Below are 16,200 nucleotides of genomic sequence, written 5' to 3' on the forward strand. Positions count from 1 at the left end.
TCGGCGTTCCGGTCGCCCCCCACACCGATATTGATCATGAACGGGTGGTGTCGGGGCGGTGGTCCGCGCGGGCGTCCGCCCCCTCAGGCGGCCGGCCGAAACCGGTGCGTGAGGAGGCGGCGCCGCGACGAACAGCCGGTCACGCGGACTTCGACTCGGCCTCCTGGTCGTGCCCCTCGGCCGCCGTGGCCTCGGACTCGCGCAGCCGCTTGATCGAGGCGAGGATCTCCCGCTCGGCCTCCTTGCGGTCGACCCACGAGGCGCCCTCGACCGACTTGCCGGGCTCGAGGTCCTTGTAGACCTCGAAGAAGTGCTGGATCTCCAGCCGGTCGAACTCCGGCAGGTGGCGCAGGTCCCGCAGGTGCTCCTGGCGGACGTCCGCGACCGGGACGCAGAGGACCTTGTCGTCCGGCCCCTTCTCGTCGGTCATCTCGAACATGCCGATCGTCCGGCACCGCACGAGGCAGCCCGGGAAGGTCGGCTCCTCCAGCAGGACCAGTGCGTCCAGCGGGTCACCGTCACGCCCGAGGGTCCCCTCGATGAACCCGTAGTCCGAGGGGTAGTGGGTGGAGGTGAACAGCATCCGGTCCAGCCGGATACGCCCGGTGTGGTGATCCATCTCGTACTTGTTGCGCTGACCCTTGGGGATCTCGATGGTCACATCGAACTCAAGGTCCACTCCGCTCCCTGTCTCCTTCACGATCGGGACCGCCCGGTCCGTTCCGGACGGCTGCCATGTCTGCACCTGCTCCTCGGACCGCGATGGTCGGCCCGGCACCGCCAGGCGGGTGCCACGGCTCGCGGCGCCCCGCACCACGGCCACGGCGGGCCCCCGGCCGGACATCACGCCCGAGGAGGTCGACATCTAGTGTCCCGGAAGCCACCCCCAACCGGGGCCACCCGGTCGGCATCGCCACACCACCGTTCGCCGGACGGCGCGCCGACGCGCGAACCGGTCCGGTCCGGCCGGGATCCCAGGGCGGGGGCCGCCCCGCCACCTCGCGCCATACGGTGACACAGCCGTCCGGCCTGCGCCACCGCGGGCATCCGCTCCCGCTCCCGGTCGCATCTCCCACAGCCGGTCGAACTCTGCGTGCGGCGGCCGAGAGGGATCGCGGGCACCGATCCGGACGGGGCGGCCCCGCGCCCGGCGGGCGTTGCGTAGTGTCCCCGAGGTGATATCCGCCGCGCCGGTAGCCCGCCTGGGAGGGCTCACCGCGCTCGCCGGCGCCCTGTTCGCCGGATCGCTGGCCCCGGTGCCCGCCGCCGGGGCGGACGCGGGGCCGGGCGGTGCCGCGGGACGGCCGGGGGTCGTGGCGCTGGCCGGCCTCGATCCGGCGGCGCCCGCCCCCGACCCCGCCGCCGTGGCCACGCGTCTCGCCGGGACGCTCGGCGATCCCGTGCTGGCCGGCCCGGCGGCGTTCGTCGTCGACGCCTCCAGCGGCCGGGTGCTGCTCGACCAGCGGGGCCGCGTCCCGGCCACGCCGGCCTCGACGCTCAAGACCGTGGTCGCCACGGCCGCACTCGCGACCTTCCCCGACGACCGGCTGCGCACGACGGTCGTCCACAGCCCGCCGCCCGGCGGCTCGGCGACGGCGCCCGGTGGCACGCTGTGGCTGGTCGGCGGGGGTGATCCCACGTTGACCGCGGCACCGCGCGGCGGCGGGTACCCGGCGCTGTCCCGCCTCGCCGACCTCGCCGGTCAGGTGCGCGCCGCGGGCATCCGCTCGGTGGGTCAGGTCCTCGGTGACGCGTCGCTGTTCGTCGGGCCGGATCGAGCCCCGGGCTGGCGCGACAACTACGTCACCGACGGCGACGTGGCGCCCGTCTCCGCGCTCGCCGTCGACGCGGGTCGCTCCGCGCCGGGTGCCATCGGCCCCCGCGCTCCCGCCCCGCCCGCGGCGGCGGCGGCCGCCTTCGCTGGCGCGCTCACGGCGGCGGGTGTCCAGGTCGGATCGATCGGCCTGGGGCGCGCCGACCCGTCGGCCCGCGAGGTCGCCGCGGTGCGCAGCCCGCCGGTGCGGGTGCTCGTCGAGAAGATGCTCTCCGAGTCGGACAACGATCTCGCGGAGAGCCTCGGCCGGCTGGTCGCCCACCGCCGCGGCCTGCCGGCCTCATTCGCCGGCGCCACCCGCGCCGTCACCGACACGGTCGCCGGGCTGGGTATCCCCACGGCGGGCATGACCCTCTACGACGTCAGCGGCCTGTCGACCGGCGATCTGATCCCGCCCGCGACGCTCGTCGCCCTGCTGCGGGCCGCTGTGACGGCGGTCCGGCCCGAGCTGCGCACGCTGCTCACCGGACTGCCGGTGGCCGGCTTCTCGGGCACTCTGGACGACCGCTATGGCACCAGCGACACCGCGGCCGGCGCCGGCGAGGTCCGGGCGAAGACCGGCACCCTGCGCAACGTCAGCAGCCTGGCCGGCCAGGTCGTGGATGCCGACGGCCGGTTGCTGCTGTTCGCGTTCCTGTCCCCGGCCCAGGAGGCGACCGGCACCAAGGCCGCCCTGGACCGGGTGGCGGCGGCGCTCGCGGGCTGCGGCTGCCGGGCGGCGCCGACGGCACCCGCCGCCGGCCGGGCGGCGACGGCCCGATGAGGTGCCGCCGCGCCCCGGCGGACACCGGCCCTCGGCCCGACCGGCATCGCTGACACGGGGGCAGAGCGCGTGCGGGCCCGGTACGCTCGGATTCGTGGACGCCGAGCTGGTCGACTGGGAACTCGCCGTGACGACGGCGAAGAAGCTGGTCCGCCCCGGCCCGCCGACCACGCGTGAGCAGGCAGGCGAGATCGTCGCCGAGCTGCGCCGGCTCGCGGTGGAGGCCGAGCGGCACGTCGAGGACTACACCCACCTGACGCCCGCGGGCTCGCCCACGCCGATCAACGTCGTGGACCGTCCCGAATGGGTGCGCTCGAACGTGGCCGGCCTGCGGGTGCTCACCGCGCCCCTGCTGGGCCGGCTCTCCGAGCAGCAGCGCGGGACCTTCTCCACCGCCGTCGGCCGCCGGGTCACCGGCGTGCAGCTCGGCACTGCGCTCGCCTACCTCGCTGGCAAGGTGCTCGGGCAGTTCGAGGTGTTCCTGCCCCCCGAGGAGTACCTGGCGGGGCCGCAGGGCGCGGGCACGCCGGACGCCGTCGGCCGGCTCAGCCTGGTCGCGCCGAACATCGCCCACGCCGAGGCGACCATGGGCGTGGTGCCGCGGGACTTCCGGATGTGGGTGTGCCTGCACGAGCAGACCCACCGCAGTCAGTTCACCGCGGTGCCATGGCTGCGGGCCCACCTCGAGTCCGAGATCACGGCGTTCATCGAGGCCACCGACCTCGACCCGGACGTCCTCGCCGACCGGGTGCGCTCCGCGGTGACGGCGCTGCGTGGCGCGGTGTTCGATCGTGGCGCGGACGGCCCGAGCGTCGTGGAGGCGTTGCAGACACCCGCGCAGCGCGCCGTGCTCGACCGGCTGCAGGCCCTCATGACGCTGCTGGAGGGGCACGCCGACCAGGTGATGGACGCGGTGGGCCCGAAGGTGGTGCCGACGGTCGCGGACATCCGCTCCACGTTCGAGGGCCGGCGCGACGGCGGATCGCCGATCGACCGGTTCGTCCGCCGCCTGCTCGGCCTCGACCTCAAGATGCAGCAGTACCGCCAGGGCGGGGCCTTCGTCCGGGCCGTCGTCGCGGAGTCCGGGGTGGGTGGCTTCAACACGGTCTGGGAGTCGCCGGCCACGCTGCCGACGCGCGCCGAGCTCGTCGATCCGACCGCGTGGATGCAGCGCGTGCTGGGCAGTCGCCCGTCGATCTCGGCGTGACCGCCGTGGGCCGCGGGCGTGCCAGCGCCGGACGTTCCCCCCTACGGCCCACCTCATGACCTCGACTGTCACCGACGGTGACCATTCGGGCGGGGCGGCCTCCGCCCGCGCCCGCCGGGCACCCGATCCGGCGGTCGCCGCGATCCGCCTCGCGGTCCGTACCGCGATCGCCGATCTCGATCCCGGCGCACTCGTCCTCACCGCCTGCTCCGGCGGTCCGGACTCGCTGGCGCTGGCCGCCGCGCTCGCCTTCGTCGCGCCGCGGCGCGCGCTGCGCGGTGGGCTGCTCGTCGTCGATCACGGCTGGGACGACGGGTCCGCCGCCCGCGCGCAGGACGTCGCCGAGGCCGGCCGCGCCCTCGGCCTGCGACCGGCCGAGGTGCTGGTCGCGCACACGGCGCGCTCCGAGGGGGCGGCCCGCGACGCGCGCCGGGCCGTCCTGCTCGGCGCCGCCGAGCGGCTCGGCGCCGCCGCGGTCCTGCTCGGCCACACCCTCGACGACCAGGCCGAGACGGTGCTGCTGCGGCTGGCACGGGGCGCCGGCGCCCGCTCGCTCGGCGGGATGCGGCCGGCGGACGGGGTGCTGCGCCGCCCCCTGCTCGGGCTGCGCCGCGCCGACACCCGCGCCGCCTGCCGGGCGCTGGGGCTCTCGGCCTGGGACGACCCGACGAACAGCGACCGCGCCTTCGCCCGGGCTCGGGTGCGGCACAGCGTTCTCCCGCTGCTCGAGGCCGAGCTCGGCCCCGGCATCGCCGAGTCACTGGCCCGCGGCGCCGACCTGCTGCGCGCCGACGCGGACGCGCTGGACGCGACGGCGGCGGCGAGCTACGGCGCCGCCGCGGCGACGATCGGCCCGGTCGGCGGGGAGATCAGCTTCGAGGTCCCGGCGCTGGCGGCCATGCCCGCCGCGATTCGGGGCCGGGTGCTGCGCCGCGCCGCTCTCGACGTCGGCGCCTCCGCGTCGGCACTGCGGGCCGAGCACGTCTGGGCGGTGGAGGAGCTGGTGACCCGGTGGCGCGGCCAGAAGCCGGTGCCGCTGCCCTCGGGAGTGCTGGCCCGCCGCTGGGCGGGCCAGATCACACTGACCGGCCCGGCGGAGGTGTCGCGGCCGCTGGGCGCGACAGCCGGTCGGGTCCCACAGGCCGCTGGCCGGCCGCACCCGGAGCCGGCGTCCATGGAGGAGGAGCATCAGGTGACCCAGGCCGCGACGACCACGCCCGACACCGGCGGACCGCGCGGGGACGCGCCGGCGGCCAGCCCGCATCCCGACATCGACGAGGTCCTGGTCACCGCCGACGAGATCGCCGCGAAGATCCGCGAGCTCGCCGCCAGGGTCGACGCCGACTACGCCGGCCGGGAGATCCTGCTGGTCGGGGTGCTCAAGGGCGCCGTGATGGTGATGGCGGACCTGTCCCGGGCCCTGAGCGTGCCGCTGACCATGGAGTTCATGGCGGTGTCCTCGTACGGGTCGTCGACGTCGTCCTCGGGCGTGGTGCGCATCCTCAAGGACCTGGACCGCTCGATCGAGGGGCGTGACGTCCTCGTCGTCGAGGACATCATCGACTCCGGTCTCACGCTGTCCTGGCTGCTGAAGAACCTGCGCTCGCGCGGCCCGGCGTCGCTGGAGGTGCTCGCGCTGTTCCGCAAGCCGGAGGCGATCACCGTGGACGTCGATGTCCGCTATGTCGGATTCGATATTCCCAGCGCCTTCGTCGTGGGCTATGGCCTCGACTACTCCGAGTACTACCGCACCCTTCCCTTCGTCGGAACGCTCACGCCGGACGCGATCGAACGCGGCGCGCCGGACTGACGGCAGGGCGCCGCGCGGGGCCCTCGGCGGCATCGACGGGCCCGGCGCACGACCGTGCGGCCCCGGATCGCCAGGGCCGGAACAGCACAGGCCGCCGATCCGTTGGTCGGATGTGCGCGCGGTGAGATGCGCGCACCGGCGGTACCCTCGGCACAAGGGAATCCCGATCGAGGGCAGTACACACGTCAGGAGGGCGGAGCGCTCGTGTCCGGTGCTCCAGACAGATGACTCCAAGAAGAATCTTCCGTGGCTGGGTGCCACTGCTGCTCCTGGTCCTGTTCGTGATCATCCTCACGACAGGCGTCCTTTCGGGTCCCAGCGAGTACGGCAAACGTGACCTGAACTTCGTCCAGCAGCAGATCGACGACGGCCAGGTCGCGAAGGCCAAGATCCAGGACTCCAAGCAGCTCATCCAGGTCCAGACGAAGGACGGCCGGAAGTACGAGTCGTCCTATGTCAGCGAACAGGGTGTCGTTCTCGCCAACGAGCTGCGGAACAAGCGCGTCACGTACGACGTCTCGGTCGACCGCGGAAACATCCTGGTCTCCCTCCTGCTCAACCTGCTGCCCGTACTGCTCGTGGTGCTGCTGCTGTTCTTCTTCATGAACCAGATGCAGGGCGGCGGCAACCGGGTCATGAACTTCGGCAAGTCCAAGGCCAAGCTCGTGAGCAAGGACACGCCGAAGACGACCTTCACCGACGTGGCGGGCGCCGACGAGGCCATCGAGGAGCTCCAGGAGATCAAGGAGTTCCTGGAGAACCCGAGCAAGTTCCAGGCGATCGGCGCGAAGATCCCCAAGGGCGTGCTGCTCTACGGGCCGCCCGGTACCGGCAAGACGCTGCTCGCACGGGCGGTGGCCGGCGAGGCCGGGGTGCCGTTCTACTCGATCTCCGGATCCGACTTCGTCGAGATGTTCGTCGGTGTCGGCGCCAGCCGGGTGCGGGACCTGTTCGAGCAGGCGAAGGCCAACGCCCCCGCGATCATCTTCGTCGACGAGATCGACGCGGTGGGCCGCCACCGCGGCGCCGGCCTCGGCGGCGGGCACGACGAGCGTGAGCAGACCCTCAACCAGCTGCTCGTCGAGATGGACGGCTTCGACGTCAAGGGTGGGGTCATCCTCATCGCGGCGACGAACCGGCCCGACATCCTCGACCCGGCGCTGCTGCGGCCCGGGCGTTTCGACCGGCAGATCGTCGTCGACCGGCCGGACCTGCTCGGCCGCGAGGCGATCCTGCGGGTGCACGCCAAGGGCAAGCCCATCGGCCCGGACGCCGACATGCTGATCATCGCCCGGCGCACGCCCGGGTTCACCGGTGCGGATCTCGCGAACGTGCTCAACGAGGCCGCGCTGCTGGCCGCCCGGTCCAACCTGAAGTTCATCTCCTCGGCGCTGCTCGAGGAGGCGATCGACCGGGTCATGGCCGGGCCGGAGCGCAAGACGCGGGCGATGAGCGACAAGGAGAAGAAGCGCATCGCCTACCACGAGGGCGGACACGCCCTCGTGGCGCACGCGCTGCCGAACTCCGACCCCGTGCACAAGGTGACGATCCTGCCCCGGGGCCGTGCGCTCGGCTACACCATGCAGCTCCCGCTGGAGGACAAGTACCTGTCGACCAGGTCGGAGATGCTGGACCGGCTCGCCGTCCTCCTCGGCGGTCGTACAGCCGAGGAGCTGGTCTTCCACGACCCGACGACCGGCGCGAGCGACGACATCGAGAAGGCCACCCAGATCTCCCGAGCGATGATCACCCAGTACGGGATGAGCGACAAGCTCGGCGCGATCAAGTTCGGCACCGAGAACAGCGAGGTCTTCCTCGGCAAGGAGGTCGGGCACCAGCGCGACTACTCCGAGGAGGTCGCCAGCGAGATCGACGCCGAGGTCCGCCGGCTCATCGAGGCGGCGCACGACGAGGCGTGGGAGATCCTGGTCACCTACCGCGACGTGCTGGACAATCTCGTCCTGCGGCTGATGGACACCGAGACGCTGAGCAAGGACGAGGTCGCCGAGGCTTTCGCCACCGTGCAGAAGCGGCCGGTACGCGGCACCTACACCGGAGTGGGCCGGCGCATCCCGTCCGACCGCCCGCCGGTGCAGACCCCGGCCGAGCTGGGCCTCATCTCCTCCGGCGTCGCCGACCTGGTCAAGGACCCGGCGCATGGGCACGGCCCGGGCAACGGCGCGAGCGGCGGCGACCCGACGGCCCCGCCGCACGGCGTCCCCGGCCCCGGCGGGGTGATGGGTCCGGGTGGCATGGGGCCCGGCGGCGGGATGGGACCGGGTGGGATCGGTGGACCGGCCGGGAATGGCGGGCCTGGTGGGCATGGTTACCCACAGAGTCAGCCACCGGCGTCCGGTGGTGCCGACGCGCCGCCCGACGGACCGCGGATCGCGAACCCATGGGCCCCGCCGTCCTGGCCGAACGATGACGAGAGGAGACGCCGTTGACGTCCGATTCCCAGATCGGGTTCACCTCGACGGAGGAGGGGGTGCGCGAGGTGGGCGCCACGGGATCGAACGGCTTCGACGTCCCCAGCCCGCTCGCCGGCAACGGCACGGGTACTTCCACGGCCGTGCCCGCACGTGATCGGGGCAGGCCCAGCCAGGTCCGCCCGTTCGACCACGACCGGGTGGCCCGCGCGGTGCGCGAACTACTGATCGGCATCGGTGAGGATCCGGACCGGGAAGGGCTGCGCAAGACCCCGGACCGGGTCGCCCGTGCCTACCGGGAGGCTGTCGAGGGCCTCGGCCGCGAGCCGAGCGAGGTCCTCACGACGGTCTTCGACGAGGGCCACGACGAGATGGTGCTCGTGCGCGACATCGACTTCTCGTCGCTGTGCGAGCACCACCTGGTCGTGTTCTCCGGGCAGGCGCACGTCGCCTACATCCCGAACAACAAGGGCCAGATCACCGGCCTGTCGAAGCTGGCCCGGCTGGTCGATCTCTACGCCCGCCGCCCGCAGGTTCAGGAGCGGCTGACGTCGCAGATCGCCGACGCGCTGGTCGACGTGCTCGATCCCCGCGGGGTGATGGTCGTCGTCGAGGCGGAGCACCTGTGCATGTCGATGCGCGGCGTGCGCAAGCCGGGCGCGACGACGGTGACCTCCGCGGTCCGCGGCCAGTTCCTCAGCACCGCCACCCGCAACGAGGGCATGTCCCTGATCCTGCGAGGTGGCCGGCACTGAGCGCCACGCACAGCTGAGCACCGGGTATCCGGAAACCTCGGGGGCCGTCCGCCATGCGCGGACCGGCCCCCGAGGCCTGTTTCCGGGCCGGGCTTCGGCCGGCCGTCAGAGCCGGCAGGCCTGGATGCCGGAGACGAGGATGCCGCGGGCGCCGAGATCCCACAGGTCGTCCATCGTCCGGTTGACCTCGGCCCGCGGAACCATCGCCCGCACGGCCACCCACTCCTCCCGCTGCAGCGGGGAGATCGTCGGCGACTCGTAGCCGGGCGTGATCTCGCAGGCCTTCTCCAGGACGGCCGTCGGGACGTCGTAGTCCATCATCACGTACCGGCGGGCGACGAGAACGCCCTGCACACGGCGCAGCAGCCGCTCGTGTGCCCCGGTCAGCACCGCTCCGCGCTTGGCGATGACGATGGCCTCGGAGCGCAGTACCGGCTCGCCGAGCAGCTCCAGTCCGGCGGCCCGCAGGGTGCGACCGGTCTCCACCACGTCGGCGACCGCGTCCGCCACCCCGAGGCGCACCGCGGTCTCCACCGCGCCGTCGAGGGTGACGATGCCCGCCGGGGTGATGCCACGCCCGGCGAGATCGGCCCGCACCAGCGCCGGGAAGGACGTCGCGATCCGCTTGCTCTGCAGCTCCGCCACGTCCGCGAAGGCGCCCTCGGGAGCGGCGTAGCGGAAGGTGGCGTGCGCATAGCCCAGCGGCAGCAGCTCCTCCGCCGCGGCGTTGCTGTCCAGCAGCAGGTCGCGCCCGGTGATCCCGAGGTCGAGCCGCCCCGACCCCACGTAGACGGCGATGTCCCGCGGCCGCAGGAAGAAGAACTCGACGTCGTTCTCGACATCGGTGATCACCAGTTCCGCCGCGTCGCGCCGGGCATGGTAGCCGGCGTCGGCGAGCAGCTGGCTGGAGGCCGCGGACAACGACCCCTTGTTGGGAACCGCAATACGAAGCATCGTCACTACTCAGCGTCTACTAAGGTTTTCGTCTACAAGGTCTACCGAAATGGATCGCGGGGCGCTCACAGGTGGGAGTATACGTCGTCCAGGGAAAGGCCCAGCGAAATCATCATCAGCTGGCTCCAGTAGAGCAGCTGGGAGATCTCCTCGGCCGCCCTGTCCCGGCCTTCGTGCTCGGCCGCCATCCAGGCTTCCGCGGCCTCCTCGACGAGTTTCTTGCCGAGATGGTGAACGCCCTTGTCGAGGGCCGCGACGGTGCCCGAACCGGGCACCCGGCGCTGCCATTTGTCGGCGACCTCGGCAAAGAGTTCGTCGAAGGTTTTTACGGTGGATGCTTTCGCCGCGGCCGCCACGGCCGCCGGGGTGGCGGGAGCCGACGCCGGCGATCCCCCCTGCGCTCCGGGCCGGGAGACAGACCCGGACGGCGACGAGCCTGGCCGATCGGCAGGAACCATGTCCGGCATGCTACCCGGCGACGCGACGCCTCCCGGCCCGTCGAGTGGCCACGGTCCGTGCAGGCCGGCCGCCATGCCGCGGAACCAGGCCCGCCCGCCCCGGCGTTGCTGGTTGACTGGGTCACTGTGTCCCCGCCTGTCCTCGTCGCCACGGATCTCGACGGCACACTGATCCGCAGCGATGGCACCGTCTCGGCGCGCACCCGCGCGGCGCTGGGCCGGGTGCGCCGCAGCGGCGCGACGGTCGTGTTCGTGACCGGGCGCCCGAGCCGAGTGATGGCGGGGATAGCCGCACAGACGGCCGCGTCCGGCCTCGCCATCTGCGCCAACGGCGCGCTCGTGTTCGATCTTGACGCCGGGGTCGCGGTCAGCCACCGCTACCTGGAGTCCGCCACGGCGCTGCGGCTCGCACGCGCCATCCGTGAGCTGGTGCCGGACGCGGCGTTCGCGGTCGAGAGCGGGACACGCTTCGGCCGGGAACCGCGCTTCGAGACGATGTGGCCGGACCCCCAGGAGCTCGTCGGGGCCTTCCACGAACTGCTCGTGACACTGCCGGCCACGAAGCTGCTGGTTCGCCGGGGCGGGCGGCCGTTCACGGCGGTCTACGACGTGATCGTGGAGCTGGCCGGGGCGGACGCGGTGGTCACCACGTCGAGCGCGGACCTGGTGGAGATCGCCGGGCCGGGGGTGTCGAAGGCGGTCGCGCTCGCGGAACTGGCCGCGCAGCGTGGGGTGCGCGCCGATCAGGTCGTCGCGTTCGGCGACATGCCCAACGACCTGCCGATGTTCGCCTGGGCCGGCCACTCGGTGGCGGTCGCCAACGCCCATCCGGACGTGCTCGCCGCCGCGGACGAGATCACCGCGTCCAATGACGACGACGGCGTGGCGCTCATCCTCGAACGGCTCTTCCCGGCCGACTGAACGGGCCGACCGAACGGGCCGCCGGCAAACCCGTCGACAATCATGCCTTCCCGACCGCGGCGACAATCGGGCCCCGCGGCGCTCCGCGCGATCCGCCGCGTACGTTTCACGGCTCCATGACCGGAGCATCCGTGGGGTTCGGCTATCCAGGCCGAAAGAGACGGTTTCCCGTCACCGGAAACGCCGGGCCACACCACATCGGCAGCCGGTGTCGGGCGCGGCGGGCCGGGTGCCCGCGAGGCGCGGTTCCGTCCACGGAGACAGCGAGGACCACCGAGGCCGCGGCCGCCACGGAGACGGCGCAGGCCACGAGGACGGCAGGGCGACGCCACCCTCGTCCCCGGCACGGGCCAGGATAGGGGCATGGCGACCTCCGTCCATCAGGAATCGGCCGCGTCCGGGCTCCCCGCGCACGAGATCGATGCCGAGTTCCTCGCGCTGCCCCGGTCCGCGCTCACCGACGCGGCCCTGCAGACCACCCGTGACCTGGGCGCATCCCACGCGGACATTCGCATCGAGCGGCTGCGGGAGTCCTCGCTGTCCTTCCGCGACGCCTCGCTGGAAAGCCGGCACGAGGGCGCCACGCTGGGCTTGGCCGTGCGGGTGGTGCACGAGGGCGCCTGGGGCTTCGCGGCGGGTGTGGACCTGACACCGGACGAGGCGGTGCGGCTGGCCCGGGAGGCGGTCGCGATGGCCCGGGTGGCCGCGCCGCTGAACTCCGAGCCCGTCGAGCTCGCGGCCGAGCCGACCCACTCGGACGCGGTCTGGGTCTCGGCCTACACCGCGGATCCGTTCGCCGTGGACGCGCGGGAGCGGGTCGAGCGGGTCGGCGGCCTGTGCCGGGCGCTGTACGCCGCCCAGGACGTCGACCACGTCGACGGTCGCTTCGAGGCGGTGCTGGAGAACAAGTACTACGCCGACCTGGCCGGGACCTCGACCACCCAGCAGCGGGTACGGGTGCTGTGCCAGATCGAGGCGACCCGGGTCGACCCGGGCGGCGGCTTCGAGTCGATGCGCACCATCGCCCCGCCGGCGGGCCGGGGCTGGGAGTGGATGGTGGCGGGCCCCGCGGCCGGCTGCTGGGACTGGGACGGCGAGATCGAGCTGATCCCGGGGCTGCTCGCGGAGAAGGCGAAGGCGTCCTCGGTGGAGCCGGGGCGCTACGACCTGGTGATCGACCCGTCGAACCTGTGGCTGACGATCCACGAGTCCGTCGGCCACGCCACCGAGCTCGACCGGGCGCTCGGCTACGAGGCGGCCTACGCCGGCACGTCGTTCGCCACCCTCGACCAGCTCGGCGCCCTGCGCTACGGCTCCCCGGTGATGACCGTCACCGGCGACCGCACGGCCCTGCACGGCCTGGCCACCATCGGCTACGACGACGAGGGCGTGCAGACCCGCCGCTTCGACATCGTCCGGGACGGGACACTCGTCGGCTACCAGCTCGACCGGGCGATGGCGGCCCGCAACGCGGGCGTCCTCGGCGTCGAACGGTCCAACGGCTGCGCGTTCGCCGACTCCCCGCACCACGTGCCGATCCAGCGGATGGCGAACGTGTCGCTGCTGCCGGCGCCCGGCGGCCCGGCCACCGAGGACCTGATCGGCCAGGTCGAGCGCGGGATCTACATCGTCGGTGACAAAAGCTGGTCGATCGACATGCAGCGCTACAACTTCCAGTTCACCGGCCAGCGGTTCTACGAGATCCGCGACGGGCGGATCGTCGGCCAGCTGCGTGACGTCGCCTACCAGGCGACCACGACGGACTTCTGGGGCTCGCTGGAGGCGGTCGGCGGACCGGAGACCTACGTGCTCGGCGGCGCGTTCAACTGCGGCAAGGGGCAGCCCGGCCAGGTCGCGGCCGTCAGCCACGGCTGCCCGTCGGCGCTGTTCCGCGGTGTCAACGTCCTCAACACCCGGCGGGAGGCCGGCCGATGAGCCAGGTGACCGGAACCGACAGCCGCGCTCGCACCGACCGCGCCATCGGGGTGCCGCAGGACGCACCCGAGATCGTGGAGCGCGCGCTCGCGCTGTCCCGCGCCGACGCGTGCGTGGTGATCGCCAGCGAGTCCAGCACGGTGAACCTGCGGTGGGCCACCAACTCCCTGACGACCAACGGGTCGAGCCGGGACCGGTCGATCACGGTCATCAGCGTGATCGACCGGTCGTTCGGCGTCCGCACCGCCTCGACCATCGACTCCCCCCGCCGCGCCGATCCGGCGACCGCCGCACCGCACCCGACCGACGCCGATGGACTCGCCGACCTGGTCCGCGCCGCCGAGGCCGCCGCCCTCGAGGCCGCCGACGCCGAGGATTTCGCCGACCTGCTCGGGCCGGCCACCGCCGGGGGGCTCGCCACCGACGTCGCGTTCACCGACCCGGCGGTCCGCACCGGCACGGCGGTGTTCACGGACTTCGCCCGTGACCTCGCCGAGGCGTTCGGCGCCGCCCGCGCCGAGGGCCGACGGCTGTTCGGGTTCGCCGAGCACGACGTGACCACCACCTGGCTCGGCACCTCCACCGGCCTGCGGCTGCGCCACGCCCAGCCGACGGGCAGCGTGGAGTGGAACGCCAAGAGCGGCGTGCCCGGCGGCTCGGTGTGGCACGGGCAGTCGACCCGCGACTTCACCGATGTCGACGTCGCCACCACCGACGCCGCGCTGCGCTCCCGGCTGGCCTGGTGCGAGCGTTCCGTCGAGCTGCCCGCCGGCAGGTACGAGACGCTGCTGCCGCCGTCCGCCGTGGCCGACCTGATGATCAACCTGTACTGGTCGGCCGCGGGCCGGGACGCCGCCGAGGGCCGGACGGTGTTCAGCCGGGCGGGCGGCGGGACCCGGATCGGCGAGGCGATCGGCCCGGCCGGGCTGCGGTTGTCGAGTGATCCGGCGGATCCGGAGCTGGCGACCGCGCCGTTCGTGACCGCGGCGGCGTCCTCGGCGATGTCGAGTGTGTTCGACAACGGGCTTGCCCTCGGCGCGACGGACTGGATCCGTGACGGCGCCCTCGCCGCGCTGGTCCAGACCCGCGCGACGGCGCGGGCGACCGACAGCGCGGTCACCCCGATGATCGAGAACCTGATCCTGGACGGCGGCGGCACCGCGTCGCTCGACGAGATGATCGCCTCGACCCGCCGCGGCCTGCTGCTGACCAGCCTGTGGTACATCCGCGACGTCGACCCGGAGACGCTGCTGCTCACCGGGCTCACCCGCGACGGCGTCTACCTGGTGGACAACGGCGAGGTCGCCGGGGCGGTGAACAACTTCCGGTTCAACGAGTCCCCAGTGGACCTGCTGGGCCGCATCGGCGAGATCGGCGCGACCACCCGCACCATGGCGCGCGAGTGGGCGGACTGGTTCACGCTCACCCGGATGCCGCCGATGCGGGTGCCCGACCTCAACATGAGCTCGGTCAGCCCGGCGAACTAGCGCCGGCCCACGGTCCGCGGCGGCTCCCGCCCCGGCACCGGTACCGGCCCCGGCCGCGCCGCGGCGACCGGGGCCGGGGCGCCGTCACAGGTAGGCGCCGCGGCCGAACGTCTCGCCGCCCGCCTGCTGCTGGCCGCCCTGCCCGCTGGGCAGGGCCCGGCGGCGGATCTCCTCCAGCTGCGCGCGGGCCGCCATCTGCTGGGCGAACAGCACCGTCTGCAGACCGTGGAACAGGCCCTCCAGCCAACCGACCAGCTGCGCCTGGGCGATGCGCAGCTCGCTGTCGGAGGGGGTGTGCGACTCGTCGAAGGGCAGGGACAGCCGCTCCAGCTCGGACCGCAGCTCGGGGGCCAGCCCGTCGGAGAGCTCGCGGATGGAGCTGCGGTGGATCTCGCGCAGCCGCACCCGGCTGGCCTCGTCCAGCGGCGCGGCCCGGACCTCCTCCAGCAGCTGCTTGATCATGGTGCCGATGCGCATCACCTTGTCGGGCTGGGAGACCAGCTCGGCGACCGGGCTGCCGCCCTCGGCCGACTCCTCGTTCTTGTCGGCGTCCGCTGCGGCGGGGCCGCTCGCCAGGCCAAGCGCCGTGGGCTCGGCCTGGTGCAGCGCGCCGTCCGGCCCGACGATCAGGACGCGGGATTCCGGTTGATCCGTCATGACCCCTATCCTGCCCCGTCAGACGGCGGTGCACGGCGCTGGCCACGGTATGGCCACCAACCCGGCCGGCCCAGCCGGCCAGCCGCCGCTGGGGCGGGTCAGCCGGGCATGGTGAGGATGACCTTGCCGACATGGCCCAGTTCGGCGACATGCCGATGCGCCGCCACCACCTCGGTGATCGGCACGACCCGGTCGACGACCGGGCGGATCGCCCCCCGCTCGACCGCCGGCCAGACCTGGTCGCGGACCGCCGCGACGATCGCCGCCTTCTCGTCCGCCGGCCGCGCCCGCAGCGAGGCCGCGTGCACCGCGGCCCGCTTGCTCAGCAGCGTGCCCAGACTGAGCTCGCCCTTCACCCCGCCCTGCAGCCCGATGACGACGAGCCGGCCGCCGACGGCCAGCAGGGCGACGTTGCGCGGCAGGTATGCGGCACCCATGTTGTCGAGGATGACGTCCGCGCCATGGCCGCCGGTGGCCTCGCGAACCACCTCGACGAAGTCCTCGTCGCGGTAGGACACGGCGATGTCGGCGCCGAGCCCGCGCACCCGGTCGAGCTTCGCGGGCGTGCCGGCGGTGGCCGCGATGACCGCCGACGGGCGCAGCGCGCGCACCGCCTGGATGGCGAACGTCCCGATCCCGGACGCGCCGCCGTGTACGAGGAAGACCTCGCCATCACGCAGCCCGGCCAGGCCGAACACGGTGGAGTGCACGGTGCAGGCGACCTCCGGCAGCGCCGCGGCCTCGACGGGGTCGACCCCCGCTGGCACCGGCAGGACCTGACCGACCGGCACGTTCACCCGGGTCGCGTACCCGCCGCCGCTGAGCAGCGCGCACACCGGCGTGCCGACCTCGAGTCCGCCACCGGTGGGACCCACACCGAAGGTCGAGCGCAGGCCAGCGCCGCCGCCCGGGCCGGTCTCGCCGCCGGCGGCCGGGCCGACGGCGGCGACCCGCCCGGCGCACTCCAGCCCGATGATCTCGGACTCGCCG

13 protein-coding genes are annotated in these 16,200 nt (G+C 73.4%); 8 read left to right on the forward strand and 5 right to left on the reverse strand.

The genetic code is table 11. The annotated features are described in order from the left end of the window. Window positions 1-139: 139 nt before the first annotated feature. Window positions 140-679, reverse strand: a complete 540-nt coding sequence (locus C1A33_RS07870; protein WP_101830871.1) for an inorganic diphosphatase — start codon at window positions 677-679, stop codon at window positions 140-142. Window positions 680-1,157: 478 nt separating this feature from the next. Here C1A33_RS07870 and dacB point away from each other — a divergent pair, with 478 nt between their 5' ends. The 5 genes from dacB to folE all read left to right on the forward strand — a co-directional run bounded on the left by dacB (window position 1,158) and on the right by folE (window position 8,798). Continuing rightward, window positions 1,158-2,597, forward strand: coding sequence for a D-alanyl-D-alanine carboxypeptidase/D-alanyl-D-alanine endopeptidase (gene dacB / locus C1A33_RS07875; protein ID WP_423748049.1), 1,440 nt, complete (start codon window positions 1,158-1,160; stop codon window positions 2,595-2,597). Between the two features lie 94 nt (window positions 2,598-2,691). Next, a complete protein-coding gene (locus tag C1A33_RS07880; protein ID WP_101830863.1) occupies window positions 2,692-3,804 on the forward strand; it encodes a zinc-dependent metalloprotease in 1,113 nt (370 codons plus the stop codon). A gap of 55 nt (window positions 3,805-3,859) precedes the next feature. Beyond that, window positions 3,860-5,614, forward strand: coding sequence for a hypoxanthine phosphoribosyltransferase (gene hpt, locus C1A33_RS07885; protein WP_101830864.1), 1,755 nt, complete (start codon window positions 3,860-3,862; stop codon window positions 5,612-5,614). Between the two features lie 224 nt (window positions 5,615-5,838). Then, a complete protein-coding gene (ftsH, locus tag C1A33_RS07890; protein ID WP_101830865.1) occupies window positions 5,839-8,061 on the forward strand; it encodes an ATP-dependent zinc metalloprotease FtsH in 2,223 nt (740 codons plus the stop codon). Continuing rightward, complete coding sequence (gene folE / locus C1A33_RS07895; protein ID WP_423748050.1) at window positions 8,058-8,798, forward strand: GTP cyclohydrolase I FolE; 741 nt, start codon at window positions 8,058-8,060, stop codon at window positions 8,796-8,798. Before ftsH ends, folE begins: the two co-directional genes overlap by 4 nt. A 105-nt stretch (window positions 8,799-8,903) precedes the next feature. On the opposite strand, the gene hisG is transcribed toward folE, so the two are convergent. Then, the gene (gene hisG, locus C1A33_RS07900) at window positions 8,904-9,752 is read right to left on the reverse strand and encodes an ATP phosphoribosyltransferase (protein WP_101830873.1); all 849 of its coding nucleotides are present in this window, start codon (window positions 9,750-9,752) and stop codon (window positions 8,904-8,906) included. A gap of 65 nt (window positions 9,753-9,817) precedes the next feature. After that, window positions 9,818-10,210, reverse strand: coding sequence for a phosphoribosyl-ATP diphosphatase (locus C1A33_RS07905; RefSeq protein ID WP_243407303.1), 393 nt, complete (start codon window positions 10,208-10,210; stop codon window positions 9,818-9,820). 126 nt (window positions 10,211-10,336) lie between these two features. Between C1A33_RS07905 and C1A33_RS07910 the strand changes: the two genes are divergently transcribed. The 3 genes from C1A33_RS07910 (at window position 10,337) to C1A33_RS07920 (ending at window position 14,553) form a co-directional block, all read left to right on the forward strand. Then, window positions 10,337-11,131 carry an HAD family hydrolase gene (locus tag C1A33_RS07910; protein ID WP_101830874.1) on the forward strand — a complete coding sequence of 265 codons (795 nt, stop codon included), beginning with the start codon at window positions 10,337-10,339 and terminating at the stop codon, window positions 11,129-11,131. Between the two features lie 363 nt (window positions 11,132-11,494). Next, entirely contained in the window at window positions 11,495-13,066 is a 1,572-nt protein-coding gene (locus C1A33_RS07915) for a TldD/PmbA family protein (protein WP_101830867.1), read from the forward strand. Beyond that, window positions 13,063-14,553 (forward strand): metallopeptidase TldD-related protein, encoded by a 1,491-nt coding sequence (locus C1A33_RS07920; RefSeq protein WP_101830868.1) that lies wholly within the window; start codon window positions 13,063-13,065, stop codon window positions 14,551-14,553. Before C1A33_RS07915 ends, C1A33_RS07920 begins: the two co-directional genes overlap by 4 nt. 84 nt (window positions 14,554-14,637) lie before the next feature. On the opposite strand, the gene C1A33_RS07925 is transcribed toward C1A33_RS07920, so the two are convergent. Further along, a complete protein-coding gene (locus C1A33_RS07925) occupies window positions 14,638-15,210 on the reverse strand; it encodes a bacterial proteasome activator family protein (protein ID WP_101830869.1) in 573 nt (190 codons plus the stop codon). Between the two features lie 98 nt (window positions 15,211-15,308). After that, window positions 15,309-16,200, reverse strand: an 892-nt coding sequence (locus C1A33_RS07930; protein ID WP_101830870.1) for an NAD(P)H-quinone oxidoreductase, incomplete at its 5' end; no start/stop codon positions are given.

It is taken from the genome of Frankia canadensis (genome assembly GCF_900197875.1).
Classification (GTDB): Bacteria; Actinomycetota; Actinomycetes; order Frankiales; family Frankiaceae; genus Frankia; species Frankia canadensis.

Coding starts and splice junctions, on each gene's coding strand:
- ftsH (WP_101830865.1), top strand. CDS start 5,839: ATGACTCCAAGAAGAATCTTCCGTGGCTGGGTGCCACTGCTGCTCCTG.
- C1A33_RS07920 (WP_101830868.1), top strand. CDS start 13,063: ATGAGCCAGGTGACCGGAACCGACAGCCGCGCTCGCACCGACCGCGCC.
- hpt (WP_101830864.1), top strand. CDS start 3,860: ATGACCTCGACTGTCACCGACGGTGACCATTCGGGCGGGGCGGCCTCC.
- hisG (WP_101830873.1), bottom strand. CDS start 9,752: ATGCTTCGTATTGCGGTTCCCAACAAGGGGTCGTTGTCCGCGGCCTCC.
- C1A33_RS07905 (WP_243407303.1), bottom strand. CDS start 10,210: ATGGTTCCTGCCGATCGGCCAGGCTCGTCGCCGTCCGGGTCTGTCTCC.
- C1A33_RS07925 (WP_101830869.1), bottom strand. CDS start 15,210: ATGACGGATCAACCGGAATCCCGCGTCCTGATCGTCGGGCCGGACGGC.
- C1A33_RS07915 (WP_101830867.1), top strand. CDS start 11,495: ATGGCGACCTCCGTCCATCAGGAATCGGCCGCGTCCGGGCTCCCCGCG.